The following is a 16,139-nucleotide window of genomic DNA, read 5'->3' as shown; positions in this document are numbered from 1 at the left end:
ACGCCATGGCTGCTGGGCGGGCAAGGGCACGACGGGAGAACCTGGCCGATCTCCTCCGCGAACTCGGGCCGGCGAGCCCCACGCTGTGCGAGGGCTGGACGGCGCACGACCTCGCCGCGCACCTGGTCACCCGGGAGCGCGTGCCGTGGGCGGCACCCGGCCTGGTCGTCGGCGCGCTGCACGGTGTCACCGAACGCGCCGAGCGCGCGACGATGCGCTCGCACACCTTCCCCGAGCTGGTGGAGATGTTCCGGGCGGGCCCGCCGTGGTGGCATCCGACGCGGTTCGCCGTCGTCGACGACGCTGCCAACGCGATCGAGTTCTACGTCCACACCGAGGACCTGCTCCGGGCCGCGCCCGGGTTCGCCGCCGTAGGCGATTCCGGTGGTTTCGCCGGTGCTGTGGGTGGTTCCGGTGGTGCGGTCGGTGGTTCCGGTGGTGCGGTGGGTGGCGCCGGGCTAGGGCTGAAGCCGGGTGACGACGTGATCGCCGACCGGGAGGCGCTCTGGGGCGCGCTCCGGCTGGTCGGCCTCGCCGGGTTCCGGCACAGCGAGGTCGGGGTGGTGGCCGAGCGCACCGACACCCCCGGGCGGCTGACCCTGCGGCGCCGCGAACCGGTGGTCGAGATCGTCGGACCCCCCGAGGAGCTCCTGCTGTTCGCTTTCGGGCGGCGCGCCGCGGCCCGGGTCGAGCTGCGCGGCGACCCGGAGGCGATCACGGCGCTGGCAGGGGCGCCCGCCGGCCTCTGACGCCGGTCCCGTTCCCCGGGCGGCGGTGATCGCCGGGGCCGGCCGGGCTGGCGACGGGCCGAGGCCTGGCGACGACGTCCACATTCGCACGTCGGGTGCCGGCCGGACTGGCAGGCTGGGAGGATGCCCGTCCTCCGCCGTGCCGCCCGGGTCATCCTGTTCGATCCCGCCGACGCCTTCCTGCTCATCCGGTCGCACGATCCGGATCTTCCCGACGGGCCCACCTGGTGGCATGTGCCAGGCGGTGGCCTCGATCCGGGGGAGGAGCCGGCGCAGGCCGGGGTGCGGGAGATCCGGGAGGAGGTCGGGGTGACCGTCGCCGACCTCGGGCCCTGCGTCGCCACCCGGACGGCCTATTTCACCTTCCTCGGCGTGGACTACCGGCAGGAGGAGTCCTTCTTCGTGGCGCGCCTGCCGAACCGGGTCGACGTGGACGACGCGGCATGGAGCGACGTGGAGCGCCGGGCCACTCTCGGCTGGCGCTGGTGGACCCTCCCGGAGCTGCGAACCACCCCTGACACCGTCTACCCGCCCGCCCTGGCACCCTTCCTCGCCACCTGGCTGACCACCGGCCCCCCGACCACCCCCCACTCCCTCACCTGACCGCCGCCCGAGACAACTGTGGCGGTTCGGGGAGCCGATGAGCTCCCCGAACCGCCACGGTGCGCGGTGGGACGGCTACCAGAGGGACGCGTAGGTGCCGGCACCGTTCGGGTTCTCGTTGGGGGCTACCAGCGAGGAGTGGACGTTGCCGGCCCGTGAGTCGTTGAAGTACGTCTCGTAGGCCAGGACGTCGGCGTTGGCCCGGAAGGTGTCGTACATCTTCTGGATGTACACGGGGTTGTCGCCGCCGGCCTGCCCGGCCCGGCCCGCCTCGGTGTCGGACTTCGCGACGAGGCCCCACTCGGGCACGGAGAACTGCTTGCCGTGCTGGCGGGCGAAGCGGATCGCCGAGCACAGGCCCACCGCCTGGTTGCACTGCTCGTCGAACTTCGCCGGGGTGGTGCTGGCGGGCCACTGGTCGTAGGAGTCGATCCCGATGATGTCGACGTACTCGTCACCCGGGTAGGCGGCCCACGGGCTGGTGCTGTGGGCGTTCATCGCCCAGTCGATGCGGGCCTGCGGGTCGGTCGACCGGATCGCGCTGACGACCTGGCGGAAGCAGTTCACGTAGGCGGTGGGATTGCCGCGCACCGACCATTCGAACCAGTTGCCGTTGAACTCCCAGGCGAGCCGGATGATGGACGCCGGCCGGCCCTTGGCGACCAGCCACCGGCCGAACTCCGCCCACTGGCTGTTGTAGGCGCCGGAGCCGCAGGCCCCGATGCTGCCCTGGCCGGTCGGGAAGAACGGCTGCGAGATGACCCAGGTGCCGGGGAAGGTCGAGAACTTCTCCGGGCCGCTGCCGAGCCACGGATGCGTGATCGTCCCCCAGCTGCCGCGGTCGGCGAAGGTCAGGACGACGTTCACCGGTGAGCCGCGCAGGCCCTCCCAGTTGCGGACCGTGGTCATCGAGTTCGCGTAGACGCCGCTCATCCCGCCGGGGACCCGGCCGCCGCCACCGCCGGCCGGGGCGGCAGGCGCGGCCGGCGGGACGGCGGCGGCCTGCGGCGCGCGTGCGGGCGCGGACGTCGGCGGTGCCTGGGTGGTGGTGGCCGGAACCGGCGACGGGCTCAGGCTCGCCGCCGCCGAGGGCGTTGCCGTGCTGGTCGGTCTGTGGCCGGGCGGGGCGTGCGTTCGGGTACCGCGCAGGCCCTTGGTGTCGATGGCCGAGGCCTCGACCACGGCCGAGCCGGTGCCGTCGCGGTCTGGGGCGAGCGTCCAGCCGACGGCCATGGCGACGAGGGCCATGACGCCGAGCGACGCGATCCACGCGGGGTTGCGGGTGGGACGGCGCCGCTTGTGCGCGCCGGTCCGTGTGTTCGGGGGGTTGGGCTCACCCTCCGCACGATGTCTCACCGCGGATATCCCTCCGTGCCTGGCATCTGGCGTGCCGGGCGGTGTCGTTGTGGACCCCCCGATCCCCACCCGCTGCTTCGTGACGAAGCGGACGACCTCCACATGCCTTGGCTGGCGAATTCCTCCGGTCACTGTGACGTGACTAGACAGTTATGACGGCAGAGTACACGGGTTCACATGGCCAGGTAGACGGAGGGAGGGATCCTGCACGGACTGTCGCCCTGCGTAGCGGATGGTTGTTTCGGGCCGCTCCTATCGCCTAGGCGACAAACAAAAGTGATGATGTTGCTCTTATGTAGTTCGTGTTGAGGATGGTGTCTCTTTCGGGGGTGCGGGTGTCGCGTGTGGCACAATGTCCGCCGCGCGGAGCGTCCGCGTCCTCGTGTGTAACGGTGCCTGTGAGGCGCATCGGCAACGGTGCTGCCAGGCACGTCCGCCGGCACCAGTTCCGGATCCGGTGGGTGCCGGCGGGGCCGCCGGTGCGGGATCCGGTCATGGCCGGGCCCGTCGGGGTCGGAACCACCCTCTGGAGACGACGTGTCCCAGCCACCCGAGTACCCGCCGCCCGGCGGCTACGGCCCCGGCGGGTACGACCCCAACGCCGGCGGACAGAACCCACCCCAGGGCGGCTGGGGGGCGCCGCCTCCCCCGCCCGGCGGGTACGACCCCAACGCGGGCGGACAGAACCCACCCCAGGGCGGCTGGGGGGCGCCGCCTCCGCCGCCCGGCGGGTACGGGCCGCCCCCCGGCGGCTACGGGGCCCCGCAGGACTTCGGCGGGTACCCCCAGCAGGGTGGCTACCCCCAGCAAGGTGGCTATCCGCCGCCGGTGAAGGGGCCCGGCGGTTTCGGCCCGCCGCCCCCCTACGGCCAGCCGATCCCGACCTACCTGTGGCAGTCGATCGTCTGCACCCTGCTGTGCTGCCTGCCCGCGGGGATCGCCGCGATCGTCTTCGCGACGAAGGTCCAGAGTCGTCAGCAGATCGGTGACTACGCCGGGGCCCTGGAGGCGTCCACCAAGGCCAAGACCTGGTGCATCGTCTCGTTCGGGGTCGGCCTGGCCGTCGTCGTCCTGGGCTTCATCCTGGGCGCCTCCGGCGCACTCGACTCCAACGCCTCGGGTACCTACTCGGTCTAGGACTCTCCCGGCCCGCGCTGTGCCGGTCCGTGGCCTGGTCGGTCTGAGACCTGGCCGCGGACCGCCAAATCGGGTCACTCGGTCGGCGGTGCGTCGGGTTCGGTGTGCCAGGCGGGGTGTTCGCGCAGGGCCCAGGGGCGGGGGACCACGCCGGTGCGCATCCCGAGCCGGGCGGCCGGGTCGCGGGAGGCCATCCACAGGTGGCCGCAGATCCCGGCGAACAGGCCGAGGGCCAGCAGATCGTGCACGAAGGTGGCACCGGTGCGGTAGGTGACGGCGAAGGCGCCGCCGAACTCCATGATCACACCGGTGCCGAGCATGACGAGCACGGCACCCGCGACGAACGCGGCGTACAGCTTCTGGCCCGCGTTGAACTTGCCGACCGCGTCGGTGCGCCGGCGGCGTGGTCTCGTCCGTAGCCACTTCCAGTCGGCGGGGGTGAAGCGGTCGAGCTCTGCGAGGTCACGCCGGTATGCGGCGGAGAGGGCCGCGGCCAGCATCGGTACCGGCAGGGCGAGCCCGGCGTAGAGATGCACCGCCGAGACCAGCTGGCGCCGGCCCACCAGCGTCGCCAGCGGCCCGAGGTACAGGACGGCCGCCGTCGCCAGGCACACCGCCGTCAGCGCCGCGGTGCTCCAGTGCGCCCAGCGGGTCGCCGGGCCGAACCGGCGCACGAACCCCGCCGCCGGCCCGTCCCCGGCCGTCGCCTCGGCCGGGTCCTCAGGGTTCCCGGCCGGGTCCTCAGACGGGCTCATCGGCGCGGCCGTTCGACTTTCCGATCCAGCCGTCGACGTCGTAGCCCCGCTGCTCCCAGAACCCGGGAGTGACGGTGTCGACCACCTCGATCTCGGCGAGCCACTTGATGGACTTGTAGCCGTACATCGGCGCCACGTACAGCCGGACGGGGCCACCATGATCGTGGGTGATCGGGCCGTCCAGCATGGTGAGGGCGACCAGGACGTCGGGCCGGCGGGCCTGGTCGATCGTCAGGCTCTCGGTGTAGGCGCCGTCGAAAGAACGGAAGGTCAGCGCGGTCGCCCCGGGGCGGGTGCCGGCCGCGTCCAGCAGGTCCGCGAGGAGCACGCCCGTCCAGCGGACGCCGGTGACCCGCCAGCCCGTCACACACTGGAAGTCGCGCACGAGCTCGGTCCGCGGCATCCGGGAGAGGTCGTCCAGGGTGAGGGTGAGGGGCTGGTCGACCAGGCCGTGGACCCGCAGTTCGTAGTCCGCGGATGTCCGCTCCGGCACGGAGGCGACGACGGAGTAGTAGCGGAACCCGCCGGAGGGGAGCAGGTCGGTGAGCCCCGTCGGGTCGTTCTCGCGCAGTGGGGCGACGAACCGGTCGGTGCCGCGCTGCACGTCCGCGCCGACGGCGACGCCCAGCGCCCCGAGGCCGAGCATGGCGAAGACGACCCGCCGTCCCACCGGTGTCCCGTCGGCCATGCACACAGTCAACGCCGTGACGGGGAGATCCGGCCACCCGCCTGGGCGAGATGGATGAATCCCCCCTGTCGGACGGGAGCGCACGGCGGGTCCCGTCAGGCAGTGACGTCCCGGCGGCGCAGGCTCACCGCGCCGATCGCGGCCGCCACCAGCGCGTACGCGACGGCGGTGAGTAGCGCCGGCCCGTAGGAGGCGTCGGGCAGGCCGCCCCGGCCGACCGCGTCGAAGACGAGCCCGGGCAGGACCCTGGTGGCACCGCTCCACGACTCCTGGACGATGTGCTCGATCGGGAACATCCACGCGATGCCGATGAGCAGCGCGGCGCTCGTCGAGCGCAGCAGGATTCCCAGCATCGTGCCGACGAGGGCGAAGAAGACGGCCGCGAGCAGCGCGTTCGCGTAGGCGCCCGCCACCTCACCGAGGGCGGCCGACGTCCACCACGCGCTTGTGTCGACGTCCCGGACGGCGGCCATGACCGTCGCGGCGGCGACGCTCAGGCCGAGGGCGGCGACCAGCGACACCGCGACGGCGGAGAGCATGACGCCGAGCCGTCCGGCCAGCCAGCCCAGCCGGCGGGGCTCCTTCAGGAACAGGGTGCGCAGCGTCCCCTGGCCGTACTCGGTGGTCATGCTGATCGCGAAGACCACGAAGATGAGCAGTCCGATGAAGGTCGTGCCGCCGCGGAAGCCCAGAATCAGGCCCTGGGACGAGGCGAGCTGGGTGAGGGAGAGATCGAAGCCCGGCCCGGCGCCGGGGCCCGGTGGGGTCGGCTTCTCGTCGGCGAGGGCCATGACCAGCACCGTCGACAGGACGGTGAGGAACCCGAGGACGGCCATGGCCAGCGCCGTGCTCGGTCGGCGCAGTTTGATCAGCTCGGCGCGGTAGCTGCGCGCCACGGTGTAGACGCCGGTCATCGGGCTTCCCCTCCGGTGCTCGTGCTCGTGCTCGTGGTGCTGGTGCCGGTGCTCCGGGCGGTCTCTCGGGTGCTTTCGACCAGGCCCTGGTAGCGGTCCTCGAGGCTGGTCCGCTGCCGGGTGATCTCGACGAGGGTGATGCCGCGGGCGAGCGCGGCCCGGTTGAGTCCGGCCAGGACGGCGTCCGGCCCATCCGGCCCGTCCGGCCCGGGGACGGCGGCCGGCGCGGTGTGGTCGAGCTCGACGAGCAGCCGGTTGCCCGCCCGGTCCACGGGCAGCCCGAAGCCGGCCACCAGGTCCGCCAGCATCCCGAGGGAGTCGGCGTGCTCGGGGCGCAGCTCGACCCGGCTGGTCGTGGAGGCCATCAGACCGTCGGTCGGGCCCTGGTAGGCGAGCCGGCCCTGCTCCACCACGATGATCCAGTCGCAGATCTGCTCGACCTCCGAGAGGAGGTGGGAGGAGACCAGGACGGTGCGCGGCCGGCCGTTCGCGCCCGCGTCCCGCTCGCCGTCGGCCAGCGAGCGGACCAGCGCCCGCATCTGCCGGATGCCGCTGGGGTCGAGGCCGTTCGTCGGCTCGTCCAGGATGAGCAGGTCCGGGTCGGAGAGCAGCGCCGCGCCGATGGCGAGCCGCTGCTTCATCCCGAGCGAATAGGTGCGGAAGGCGTCGTCGCCGCGGCCGGCCAGCCCGACCTCGTCCAGGATCGCGTCGACGCCGGCCGGGTCCTGCCCGGCGAGCACCGCCAGCGACGCGAGGTTGCGGCGTCCGGACAGCGTCGGGTACAGCGCCGGACTCTCGATCAGCGCGCCCACCCGGGGCAGGTACCGGGCCGGCTCGCCCAGCGGCTCGCCGAGGACCGTCCCGCTGCCCTCGCTCGGCCGGACGAGGCCGAGCAGCATCCGCAGCGTCGTGGTCTTGCCCGCCCCGTTCGGGCCGACGAACCCGGCGACCACGCCGGTCGGCACGGTGATGTCGAGATTCCGGACGACCGTCCGCCGCCCGTAACGCTTGGTCAGCCCGCGGACGTCGATCGCGGCCGGGGGGCCACCCGGGAGCCCGGTGCCCCGGAGGCCGTCCGGGATCTCGGTGAGCGGGGGGTCGACCACCGGGGCCCGTGTCCGGGCGTCCAGGCCGGGGGTGCTCGTCGTTGTCGTCATGCCGATCAGACTGGCCGTAGCGCGATCTCGCGTCGTCCGGCGACGATCGTCATCTGTCTGCGCAGCCGGACGCACTCCCGCGTACGCGGTCGTACGCACTTCGCGGTGCCGAGGCCGCGCCTGGTCGTCGTCTGTCCTCGACGCTGCTCGCCGGTCGTCGCCGGTCGTCGCCGGTCTCGGCCGGCGTTACGGTGGTGGGCGTGGAGACTCCCGGCGCCTCATCTGCCCGGGCCTGGCGGAACAGCCTGCCCCGTAAGCGGATGGCGGCCGGGGTGCTGTTCGTCGACGGCGCCGGCCGCGTCCTGCTGGTGTGCCCGACATACCGGCCCGGATGGGATCTGCCGGGCGGTGTGGTCGAGGCGGACGAGGCACCCCTGGCGGCGGCCCGCCGCGAGCTCGCCGAGGAGCTGGGCTTGGACCGCGCCCTCGGGCGGTTACTGGCCGTCGACTGGGTACCGCCCGGTCCGGAGCGCACCGAGGGTCTGATCGTGGTGTTCGACGGCGGCGTGCTGACACCGGACGAGGCGGCCGGCATCCGACTGCCGGCCGACGAGCTCGCCGCCTGGTCGTTCGTGACGGCGGACGAGCTGCCCGGCCTCATGACACCGCTGCTGGCGCGGCGGGTGGCCGCCTGCCTGACAGCGCGCGCCGGCGGCGCGACGATCTACCTCGAGGACGGCGCGCCGCCGAACTGACGCACCGCCGGGACGTACGCCGCTGGTGCGAGCGTCGTCCCCGGCGATCAGCCGGCCAGACCTGCCTGGTTGGCGAGGACGGCGAGCTGGGCGCGGTCCCGGGCGGAGAGCTTGACCATCACCCGGCTCACGTGGGTTCGTGCCGTCGCCGGGCTGATGACGAGCCGGGCGGCGATCTCGTCGTTGGACAGGCCCAGCCCCACCAGGCCCATCACCTCGCGTTCCCGGACGGTGAGACTGGTCAGGTCCACGGCGGCGGGCGCCGCCGGGCGCCGGGCGAACGTCTCGATCACGCGGCGGGTGATCGTGGGGGAGAGCAGCGACTCGCCGGCGGCGACGACCCGGATCGCGCGGAGCAGGTCCGCGGGCTCGGTGTCCTTCAGGACGAACCCGGACGCGCCGTTGCGCAGAGCCTCGAAGACGTACTCGTCCAGCTCGAACGTGGTGACCATGACGACGCGGGTGTCGGTCAGCGCGGGGTCGGCGGTGATCGCGCGCAGGGCGGCGAGGCCGTCCAGGACGGGCATCCTGATGTCGAGGAGGACGACGTCCGGGCGGGTGCGGCGGACCAGGGCCAGCGCGGCCTGGCCGTCCTCGGCCTCGCCGGCGAGCTCGAGGTCGTCCTCGGTCTCGATCAGGACCTTCAGCCCGAGCCGGATGAGTGGCTGGTCGTCGGCGACCACGACCCGTATCACCGAGCCGCTCCGGAGCGGTGGGGCGCGGCGTCCGGGGTCGAAGCCGGCCCCGGATCCGGGACCGAAACCGAGGTCGAGGCCGGAGCTGGAGCTGGAGCTGAGCCCGAAGCGGAAGCCGCGGTCGCGGACTCGGTCGCGGACTCGGTCGCGGCGGAGGCCGGGCTGGCGGGCGCGGCCGGTGTGGGCAGGACGGTGCGTACGCTCCATCCTCCCCGCGGACACGGGCCCGCGGTCAGGGACCCGCCGAGCTCGTCCACCCGTTCGCGCAGGCCACGCAGGCCGTGCCCGGCCGAACGGACGAGCGGGCCACCGCCGGCGGGCAGGTCGGCGCTCCGCTCGGCGGGCTCGTCGACGATCTCGACCTCCAGCTGATCCGGGGCGGAGCGGAGGGTTACCCGGACGCGGGCCGGGCCGGCATGGCGCAGCACGTTCGTCAGCGACTCCTGGACGATCCGGTAGGCGGCGAGATCGACCTCGGTGGGCAGGCCGGTGAGATCACCATCGGTGACCAGGTCCACGGCGATGCCGCACAGCCGCACCTCGGAGACCAGCCCCGGCAGCCGGCTCAGCCCGGTCAGCGGGGTCCGCAGCGCCTCGCCGGGAGTGCTCCCGACTTCCGGGGAACCCGTCGGAGTGCCGGACAGGGAGGAACGGTCCGGACACCCGGTGCCCGTGCTGGCCGTGGTGCCGGTGCCGGTGCCGGTCGCGGTGCCGGCCCCGGTCGCGGTGCCGGTTCGGGCGTCGCGGGCGCGGGTGAGGGCGAGGGTCGCCCGCAGCTCGTCCAGCGCGTCGACGCTGGTGCGGCGGATCGCCTCCAGCGCGAGCTGCGCCTGCTCCGGCCGCCGGTCGAGCACATGCAGGGCCACCGCGGCCTGGAGCGAGATGATCGAGAGCCCGTGGCCGACGACGTCGTGGACCTCGCGGGCCATCCGCAGCCGCTCCTGCTCGATCCGCCGCCGGGTGGCCTCCTCCTCCGCCCGCGCCGAGGCGAGTCGGCTCAGCCGCAGCAGCGCGCCCAGCAACGCCGGGATGAAGGCCACGCAGAGAACACCGATGCAGGTGTAGGCGAGGTCCCACCCGCTGTCGAGATAGCCGCGGGTGAACGACACGGTGCTGGCGAGCAGCAGTACGACCGCGCACGCCTTCGCCGCGCGGCCGGCCGGCCGCGCGGGCACCCGCACGCCCACGGTGAAAGCGGCCGCGGCGACCGCCAGCGTTGGCGGCCCGTGCGGATAGCCGACGGCGGTGTAACCGCCGATGATCAGGGTCTCGGCGGCGAGCAGGACCCGCGGGGCGTACCTGCGCAGCGGGAAGACGGCCACCGCCAGCGCCAGGAGCAGATAGGCGACCCCGTCCAGAGCGTGCCCGGGCGGGATCTGGTCGTGCGCCGCGTTCGTCGAACCGACCAGCAGGATCAGGCCGACGACGGCGGTGGGCAGGACGTCGCCGGCGACCACGGTCCCCGCTCGGCGGGCCCGTCCGGCGGGGATCCGCGCGATCAGGGCGCTGCCCGGGTAGCGGGGGAAGCCCTCGAGCCCCGCGACGGCCTCCAGACGGTTCCACAGTCCGCGCGCCGCGGTCAGCCGGGCCGCCAGGCCGCGCACCCCGGCCCGCGGCGGGCACTCGGCCCGCGGTGGGTGCTCAGCTCGCCGGGCTCCCTCCACCGCTCCGACGGTAGCGACCCCGGGCCGGGCGGTCATCCGCCCGCGGACGTATCCGCTCGTACCCGAGCCGACGTACGGCGCCGGTTGGCGCACCCGCCCCGGTGCGCCTCGGAACAGCTGCGCCGCGGAACACCAAAACCGTCGGCGGTGCGCCGCGGACGGTTGGCGGCGCCAGGCATGCATGCGGCCAAGCCGCTATGCACGGTGCCGAGCAACCGCGGCGGTTGAGTGACAGCCAGGACTCACTCAACCGCCGCGCATCGCCGGGCGGCGGGGGTTGCCTGCATAACTGGGATTCCGTGGCGCGCCGGTGGCCGCCGTGGTCAGCGGCGGGCGGGGTCGCGCTGCTCGAGGCGCAGGCGGAGGCCTTCGGGGGTCGCGACGACGTCGGCGAGGCGGGTGCCCCGGGGGAAGGAGGGCAGGAGCACGACCGGTTCGGCGAAGACCGCGGTGTGCGCCGGAGTCATCAGCTCGCCGGGTAGTCGCTGGTTGCCCAGGACAATCTCCTCGGGCACCAGTGCGAGCCGGCCGTCCCGGACGAGGGGGGTGCCGATGATCCGGACCGGCAGCGAGCGGTCCGGCAGTTCGATCTCGGTGCCGATGGAGAGCCGTTCGTCCCCGCCGTAGGTGATCTCGGTCCACCGGGTGGGGGATGGCCGCCGCACGCGGCACCCGTCGCCGACGCCGCCACGACCCCCCAGCCCACCGAAGCCCGCCAGATCGTCGAAGCCGTCGAGATCGTCGAAGCCCTCGATGTCACCGAGCCGGTCGAGGGCGTCGAGGATGTCGGGATCGTCGGCGCAGCCGGCCGGGAAGGCGCCCCCGTCGCCACCCCTGACCGTGCCTCGGGCCCGGCCGTCGGCACCGTCCCGGGCCCGGTCGGGGCGGACGACCGGCCCGCAGGAGTCGCCGAACACCCCGGCGTAGCCGCCGAACAGCGACATCAGCGCGAAGGACGGGTCGTCCCAGGTGTTGCCGTGGGCGTCGCAGCCGCTGCGCAGGCGGCGCAGCTCGCCGTAGGTGGCGGTCGCGGAGAGCTCCAGGGTGGACGGCCGTCCGGTGGCGGCGTTGAGCAGGTACGGGAAGCTCGGCGGGCGCACGCGGACCGTCGCGCCGAACTCGCCGAGACGTCCGCCGAGGCGGCGGCTCGCCCGCGACACGGCGATCCGTGCCGCCAGCCGGTCGGCGAGGGTGCCCACCACCGCGCCGCAGATCACCGCCAGCACGGCCGCCTCGGTGCGGGAGCGGCGGACACCGCGCCGCGCGGCCCGGCCCTCGACGGCTGGACGCCGGTCGACCGGGCCCCGGGCGGTCGTGGATGGGCGCGGGCTGGTGGCGGGTGGCGTGGCGGGCGGCATGGCGGCTCCTCGAAGATCCGTGCTGGAGGCCAGGTGCTCGTGTTCGTCTGATCACGCTCACGTCGGCCGGGCTCGGCTGGGTCCTGAGCCGAGCGCACACCGTCCGCCTGTGAGCCGGATGCGAGAAGAAACAGAATTACCTGTGCACCCACTGGTACGTCAGGAGGCCGTGTCAGACCTCACGTCGACCCGGGTGCGCCGCCCAGGGCCAGCCGGCGACTTCGTCCGGACCGCCCTTTCCGCCCCTTTCCGGCGGGCCGGGACGGGCCGTCCGCGGCAGGTCAGGCCAGGTCAGCGGGGGTCTGGTCGGAAACGCCCCCGGGCAGGTACACCCGAAAGGTCGTGCCCCCCTCGGGGGTGCTGCTCACCTCGGCGCGGCCGCCGTGCGCGGCCGCCGTGGCCGCGACGATCGACAGCCCGAGGCCGCTGCCGGAGCGGCCCCGGGCCCTGCTGCCGGCCGCCCGGTAGAACCGGTCGAAGACGTGCCGCGCGACCTCCGGCGGCATGCCGGGCCCGCCGTCCTCGACCGCCAGGACGGCCGCGCGGTCCTGGGCCGGGGTGGCCGCGTCCCATCCGGTGACCCGAACGGTCACCGTGGTGCCCGCGGGGGTGTGCACGCGGGCGTTCGTCAGCAGGTTGCCCAGCAGCTGGCGCAGCGCGTCCGGATCACCGAGGACGTGCCGGCCGGCCTCGGGACCGGCCTCGACCTCGACGGTGACCAGGCGGCCGGGGTCGACGGCCCGCAGGTTCGCCGCCGTGTCCTCGGCGATCGTGACCAGGTCGACGTCCACCCGGTCGCGGGGGCGCAGCTCGTCGAGGTGCGCGAGGTAGAGGAGGTCGTCGACGAGGGTCTGCATGCGGGCGGTCTCCTCGGCCACCCGCCGCAGGGTGTCGTCGGTCTCGGCCGGCGGGACCATCCCGGCGCGCAGCAGGTCGACGTAGCCGCGGATCGAGGTCAGCGGCGTGCGCAGCTCGTGCGAGGCGTCGGCGGCGAAGCGGCGCAGGTTGTTCTGGGAGGCGACCCGGGCGGTGAAGGCGGCCTGGATCTGGCCGAGCATGATGTTCAGCGCCCGGCTGAGCTGCCCGGTCTCCGAGCGCGGCGGGCCCTCCGGCACCCGGCGGGACAGGTCGCCGGCGGCGATCGCGGACGCGGTGCTCGCGACGACGCGCAGCGGGCGCAGGCCGCGGGTGAGCAGCAGCCAGGCCAGCGTGGCGATGGCGGCGAGCACGACCAGCGCCGCGACCGCCGCCGCGACGACCAGCCGGCGCAGGGTGTCCCGGACGGTCGCCAGCGGCTGGGCGATCAGCACCTCGCCGCCGGGGACGTGGTCGAGCACCGCGCGGTACCGCTCGCCACCGTGGGTCACGGTGAACGGGGTGCCGTCGGCCGGCGGCGCGGCCTTCCCCGTGGCGATCCCGGCGAGCAGCGGTTGGGAACGGTCCGCCGGACCCGCCACCCGTAGGATCTCGCCGTCGGTCCGGCGGGCCTCCACCACGTAGTCGGTGGGCGCGATCGCCCGCTCCAGCACGGGCCGGCTGCCCGTGGGCGCCCCGGCCAGCACCGCGGCCAGCGGCAGCCGGGTGACCTGCTCGACGGCCCGCAGCCGGACATCGACGCGGTCGACGAGGTAGCCGCGCAGGGCGACGACCGTCGCGACGATCGTCAGGATGAGGCCGGTGGCGGTCAGCGTCACCAGGCCGAGCATGAGCTTCAGGCGAAGCGTCATCGGGAGTGCTCGGGCGCGGCGCCGGGGCCGGGGCCGGGGCCGGCGGCGGGGGCGGGGGCGGGGGCGCGCAGGGCGTAGCCGAAGCCGCGCTGGGTGTGGATGAGCGGCGGCCCGTGCTGGCCGAGCTTGCGCCGCAGGTAGCTGACGTACTGGTCGACGACGGTCGGTTCGCCGTCGAAGTCGCGGTCCCACACCGCGGCCAGGATCTGGGCGCGGGAGAGCACCCGGTTCGGGTTGTGCAGGAAGTAGCGCAGCAGGGAGAACTCGGTGGGGGAGAGCTCGACCGGCTGGTCCGCCCGGCGTACCAGGTGGGCGTCCGGATCGAGCTCGACGTCGGCGTAGGTGAGCAGGCCCGGCGCGGGCGACGGCTCCGGTGCGGGACGGCGGGTCCGGCGCAGCACCGCCCGCACCCGCGCGATCAGCTCCTCGACGGCGAACGGCTTGGTGATGTAGTCGTCGCCGCCGTAGGTGAGACCGGTGATCTTGTCCCGGTGCGCGTCGCGGGCCGTGAGGTAGACGACGGCTACCTCCGCCCCGTCCGCGCGTAGCCGCCGGCACACCTCGAACCCGTCGGCGTCGGGCAGCATGACGTCCAGGATCAGCAGGTCGGGCTGGTCGGCGGCGGCTCGGGTGAGCGCCTCCTGGCCGGTGGCCGCCGTGACGACGTCGAAGCCGTGGAAGCGCAACGCCATCCGGACGAGGTCGACGATGTTGGGCTCGTCGTCGACGACCAGGACCCGGGGGGCCCGTGGCGGCGTGGCGGTGTCCTCGCCGAACCGCGGCGGCCGCGATGCGTCCCTCATTTCACCCATCCTCGAACAACCGGCGTCCGGGCACGCGCCCCGGTGTGGCGGGCCGGCGGGGGCACGGCGTGCACCGAGGAAACCCGCACGACGTGAGAGGAACGTGTGAGACCGCGCCGACGCCGACGCCGACGCCGGTGCGGTGCGGCTGCGGTGCCGGAGCGTCAGCGGCGGTGGACGGGCGCCGCGGTGTCAGCGGCAGTCGACGACGCAGGTGGGCACGGGGACCGGGGGGAGCCGGAGGTCGAGAACCGGCTCCTGGCGGTGGCCGCCGCCCGGGCGCGGCCGCGGGGAGCGCGCGGATCCCGACGCCCCGGCCGGGCGGGTGCCCGCCGTGGACGTCGAGCCGGCCGGCCGGGTGCCCGAGCCGTCCGCCGCGACGGTCTCGTCGCCGGCACCCGAGCCGGGCGGCGCGGTCCCCTGCTGCTTGGTCCCGGAGCCCGAGCCGGGCGGGCTCGGAGTGCCGGAGGCGGTGCCGCCGGTGGGTGTCGTCGTCGGGGCCGGGGAGGGGCACGGAGTGCCGGAACCGCCGTCACCGGCCTGGCAGGACCGCGCCGCGGCGGTGGATTCCGGGCTGCCGCCCTTCTGACTGAGCAGAATTGCGACCAGCAGGACGATTCCCGCCAGCACTCCGAACGCCGCCTGGATCGGGGAGATCCGGCGCGCGGATCCGCGATGCTCGCTCACTGCGCTCCGTCCGTTCCGTCCGTTGTCGGGCTGATGCGACCGGATGATCCGGCCGACACGCCACGGACACTACGGATGTCGGGCAGCAGTTACGAACAGCGCCCCCTTGTTCCCCCGGGTCGGCTGTTCCCCCGGCTCAGCCGACCGGAACCGCCGCGGTCTGCTGCTCCTGCTGCTCGCGGCCCTCGCGCGCCGCGCGGCGGGCCTGGGCGGCGGCCTTCTTCTCCTCCTGCCGGGTGGCCAGTGCGTCGAGGCCGGCCATGAACGCGCCGATCTCGTCGCGGGCCTTCGCGGCCTCGCCGGACAGCCCCTCCAGCTCGAGGAGCTTCCAGTGCCGAAGGATGGGCGAGACGACGTCGTCGTGATGGATCCGCAGGTCGTAGATGCCCGCCTGGGCGATGTAGCGGGCCTTGCGGCCGAAGTCGCGGATGCCGGTGCCGGGCATCTGGAAGTTCACGATCTCGTCGCGGATGACCGGGACCATGCGGTCGGGCGCCAGGCCCAGCGCCGCGGCCACCAGGTTCCGGTAGAAGATCATGTGCAGGTTCTCGTCCGCCGCCACCCGGGTGAGCAGCTTCTCGGCGATCGGCTCGCCGGTGACCCGCCCGGTGTTGCGGTGGCTGACCCGGGTGGCCAGCTCCTGGAACGACACGTAGGCCATGGCCTCCAGCGGGGTCTTGCCGCCGGAGTCGTAGCCGCGCTGCATCTGCAGCATCCGGTCACGCTCGAGCGTCACAGGATCGACCGCCCGGGTCACCAGGAGGTAGTCACGCATGGCCATCGCGTGCCGGCCCTCCTCGGCGGTCCACCGCCCGACCCACGTCCCCCACGCGCCGTCGCGGCCGAACGCGACGGCTATCTCGCGGTGATAGCTGGGCAGGTTGTCCTCGGTGAGCAGGTTGACCTCGAAGGCCATCTGGGCGGCCTCGGACAGCGAGGACTGGCCGGGCTCCCACGGGGTCGTGTCGAAGTCGCGGCCCAGGCTCCACGGCACGTACTCGTGCGGCATCCACTCGGCGGCGAGCCCGAGATGCCGGTTGACGTTGGTCTCGGCGACCGGTTCCAGCTCACGCAACAAATCGATGTCCGTAGGTGATCCCATAGGTGAACTCTTCCATCGCGCCTTGATTCGCCGCCATGGCCGCAGGGTG

General features: G+C 74.0%; 16 protein-coding genes. 4 read left to right on the top strand and 12 right to left on the bottom strand.

The window, feature by feature from the left end; all coding sequences use genetic code 11:
• The first annotated feature begins 5 nt into the window (after positions 1–5).
• Entirely contained in the window at positions 6–749 is a 744-nt protein-coding gene (locus MXD62_RS34160) for a TIGR03085 family metal-binding protein (protein ID WP_248833476.1), read from the top strand.
• Between the two features lie 123 nt (positions 750–872).
• Positions 873–1,352 (top strand): NUDIX hydrolase, encoded by a 480-nt coding sequence (locus MXD62_RS34155; protein WP_248833475.1) that lies wholly within the window; start codon positions 873–875, stop codon positions 1,350–1,352.
• A 75-nt stretch (positions 1,353–1,427) separates the two neighbouring features.
• On the opposite strand, the gene MXD62_RS34150 is transcribed toward MXD62_RS34155, so the two are convergent.
• A complete protein-coding gene (locus tag MXD62_RS34150; RefSeq protein WP_248833474.1) occupies positions 1,428–2,708 on the bottom strand; it encodes a glycosyl hydrolase in 1,281 nt (426 codons plus the stop codon).
• A gap of 537 nt (positions 2,709–3,245) precedes the next feature.
• On the opposite strand from MXD62_RS34150, the gene MXD62_RS34145 reads away from it, so the two are divergent.
• Complete coding sequence (locus MXD62_RS34145; RefSeq protein ID WP_248833473.1) at positions 3,246–3,845, top strand: CD225/dispanin family protein; 600 nt, start codon at positions 3,246–3,248, stop codon at positions 3,843–3,845.
• 74 nt (positions 3,846–3,919) lie between these two features.
• Here MXD62_RS34145 and MXD62_RS34140 read toward each other — a convergent pair whose 3' ends face one another.
• The 4 genes from MXD62_RS34140 to MXD62_RS34125 all read right to left on the bottom strand — a co-directional run bounded on the left by MXD62_RS34140 (position 3,920) and on the right by MXD62_RS34125 (position 7,359).
• Positions 3,920–4,600 (bottom strand): cytochrome b/b6 domain-containing protein, encoded by a 681-nt coding sequence (locus MXD62_RS34140; protein ID WP_248833472.1) that lies wholly within the window; start codon positions 4,598–4,600, stop codon positions 3,920–3,922.
• A complete protein-coding gene (locus MXD62_RS34135) occupies positions 4,587–5,288 on the bottom strand; it encodes a molybdopterin-dependent oxidoreductase (RefSeq protein ID WP_248833471.1) in 702 nt (233 codons plus the stop codon). The genes MXD62_RS34140 and MXD62_RS34135 overlap by 14 nt, the downstream gene beginning before the upstream one ends.
• Positions 5,289–5,383: 95 nt before the next feature.
• Positions 5,384–6,202 carry an ABC transporter gene (locus MXD62_RS34130; protein ID WP_248833470.1) on the bottom strand — a complete coding sequence of 273 codons (819 nt, stop codon included), beginning with the start codon at positions 6,200–6,202 and terminating at the stop codon, positions 5,384–5,386.
• Positions 6,199–7,359 carry an ABC transporter ATP-binding protein gene (locus MXD62_RS34125; RefSeq protein ID WP_248833469.1) on the bottom strand — a complete coding sequence of 387 codons (1,161 nt, stop codon included), beginning with the start codon at positions 7,357–7,359 and terminating at the stop codon, positions 6,199–6,201. The genes MXD62_RS34130 and MXD62_RS34125 overlap by 4 nt, the downstream gene beginning before the upstream one ends.
• Before the next feature lie 191 nt (positions 7,360–7,550).
• Here MXD62_RS34125 and MXD62_RS34120 point away from each other — a divergent pair, with 191 nt between their 5' ends.
• Entirely contained in the window at positions 7,551–8,054 is a 504-nt protein-coding gene (locus MXD62_RS34120; RefSeq protein WP_248833468.1) for an NUDIX hydrolase, read from the top strand.
• Between the two features lie 47 nt (positions 8,055–8,101).
• Here the strand turns inward: MXD62_RS34120 and MXD62_RS34115 are convergent, their stop codons facing one another.
• The 7 genes from MXD62_RS34115 to MXD62_RS34085 form a co-directional block, all read right to left on the bottom strand.
• Positions 8,102–8,749, bottom strand: a complete 648-nt coding sequence (locus MXD62_RS34115) for a response regulator transcription factor (RefSeq protein WP_248833467.1) — start codon at positions 8,747–8,749, stop codon at positions 8,102–8,104.
• Positions 8,746–10,413 carry a sensor histidine kinase gene (locus MXD62_RS34110; RefSeq protein ID WP_248833466.1) on the bottom strand — a complete coding sequence of 556 codons (1,668 nt, stop codon included), beginning with the start codon at positions 10,411–10,413 and terminating at the stop codon, positions 8,746–8,748. Before MXD62_RS34110 ends, MXD62_RS34115 begins: the two co-directional genes overlap by 4 nt.
• A 323-nt stretch (positions 10,414–10,736) precedes the next feature.
• Entirely contained in the window at positions 10,737–11,771 is a 1,035-nt protein-coding gene (locus tag MXD62_RS34105; RefSeq protein ID WP_248833465.1) for a hypothetical protein, read from the bottom strand.
• A 281-nt stretch (positions 11,772–12,052) separates the two neighbouring features.
• Entirely contained in the window at positions 12,053–13,498 is a 1,446-nt protein-coding gene (locus MXD62_RS34100; protein WP_248833464.1) for a HAMP domain-containing sensor histidine kinase, read from the bottom strand.
• On the bottom strand, positions 13,495–14,301 hold the full coding sequence (locus tag MXD62_RS34095; RefSeq protein WP_248833463.1) for a response regulator transcription factor: 807 nt from the start codon (positions 14,299–14,301) through the stop codon (positions 13,495–13,497). Before MXD62_RS34095 ends, MXD62_RS34100 begins: the two co-directional genes overlap by 4 nt.
• Positions 14,302–14,493: 192 nt before the next feature.
• Positions 14,494–14,988, bottom strand: coding sequence for a hypothetical protein (locus MXD62_RS34090; protein WP_248833462.1), 495 nt, complete (start codon positions 14,986–14,988; stop codon positions 14,494–14,496).
• A 136-nt stretch (positions 14,989–15,124) separates the two neighbouring features.
• Positions 15,125–16,090: an acyl-ACP desaturase gene (locus MXD62_RS34085; protein WP_248833461.1), complete on the bottom strand. Its 966-nt coding sequence runs from the start codon at positions 16,088–16,090 to the stop codon at positions 15,125–15,127.
• Between the last annotated feature and the right edge of the window lie 49 nt (positions 16,091–16,139).

This window comes from Frankia sp. Mgl5 (assembly GCF_023242985.1).
Classification (GTDB): Bacteria; Actinomycetota; Actinomycetes; order Frankiales; family Frankiaceae; genus Parafrankia; species Parafrankia soli.
The sequence above is the reverse complement of the archived record's forward strand: the minus strand, read 5'-3'. Positions and strand labels throughout refer to the sequence as shown.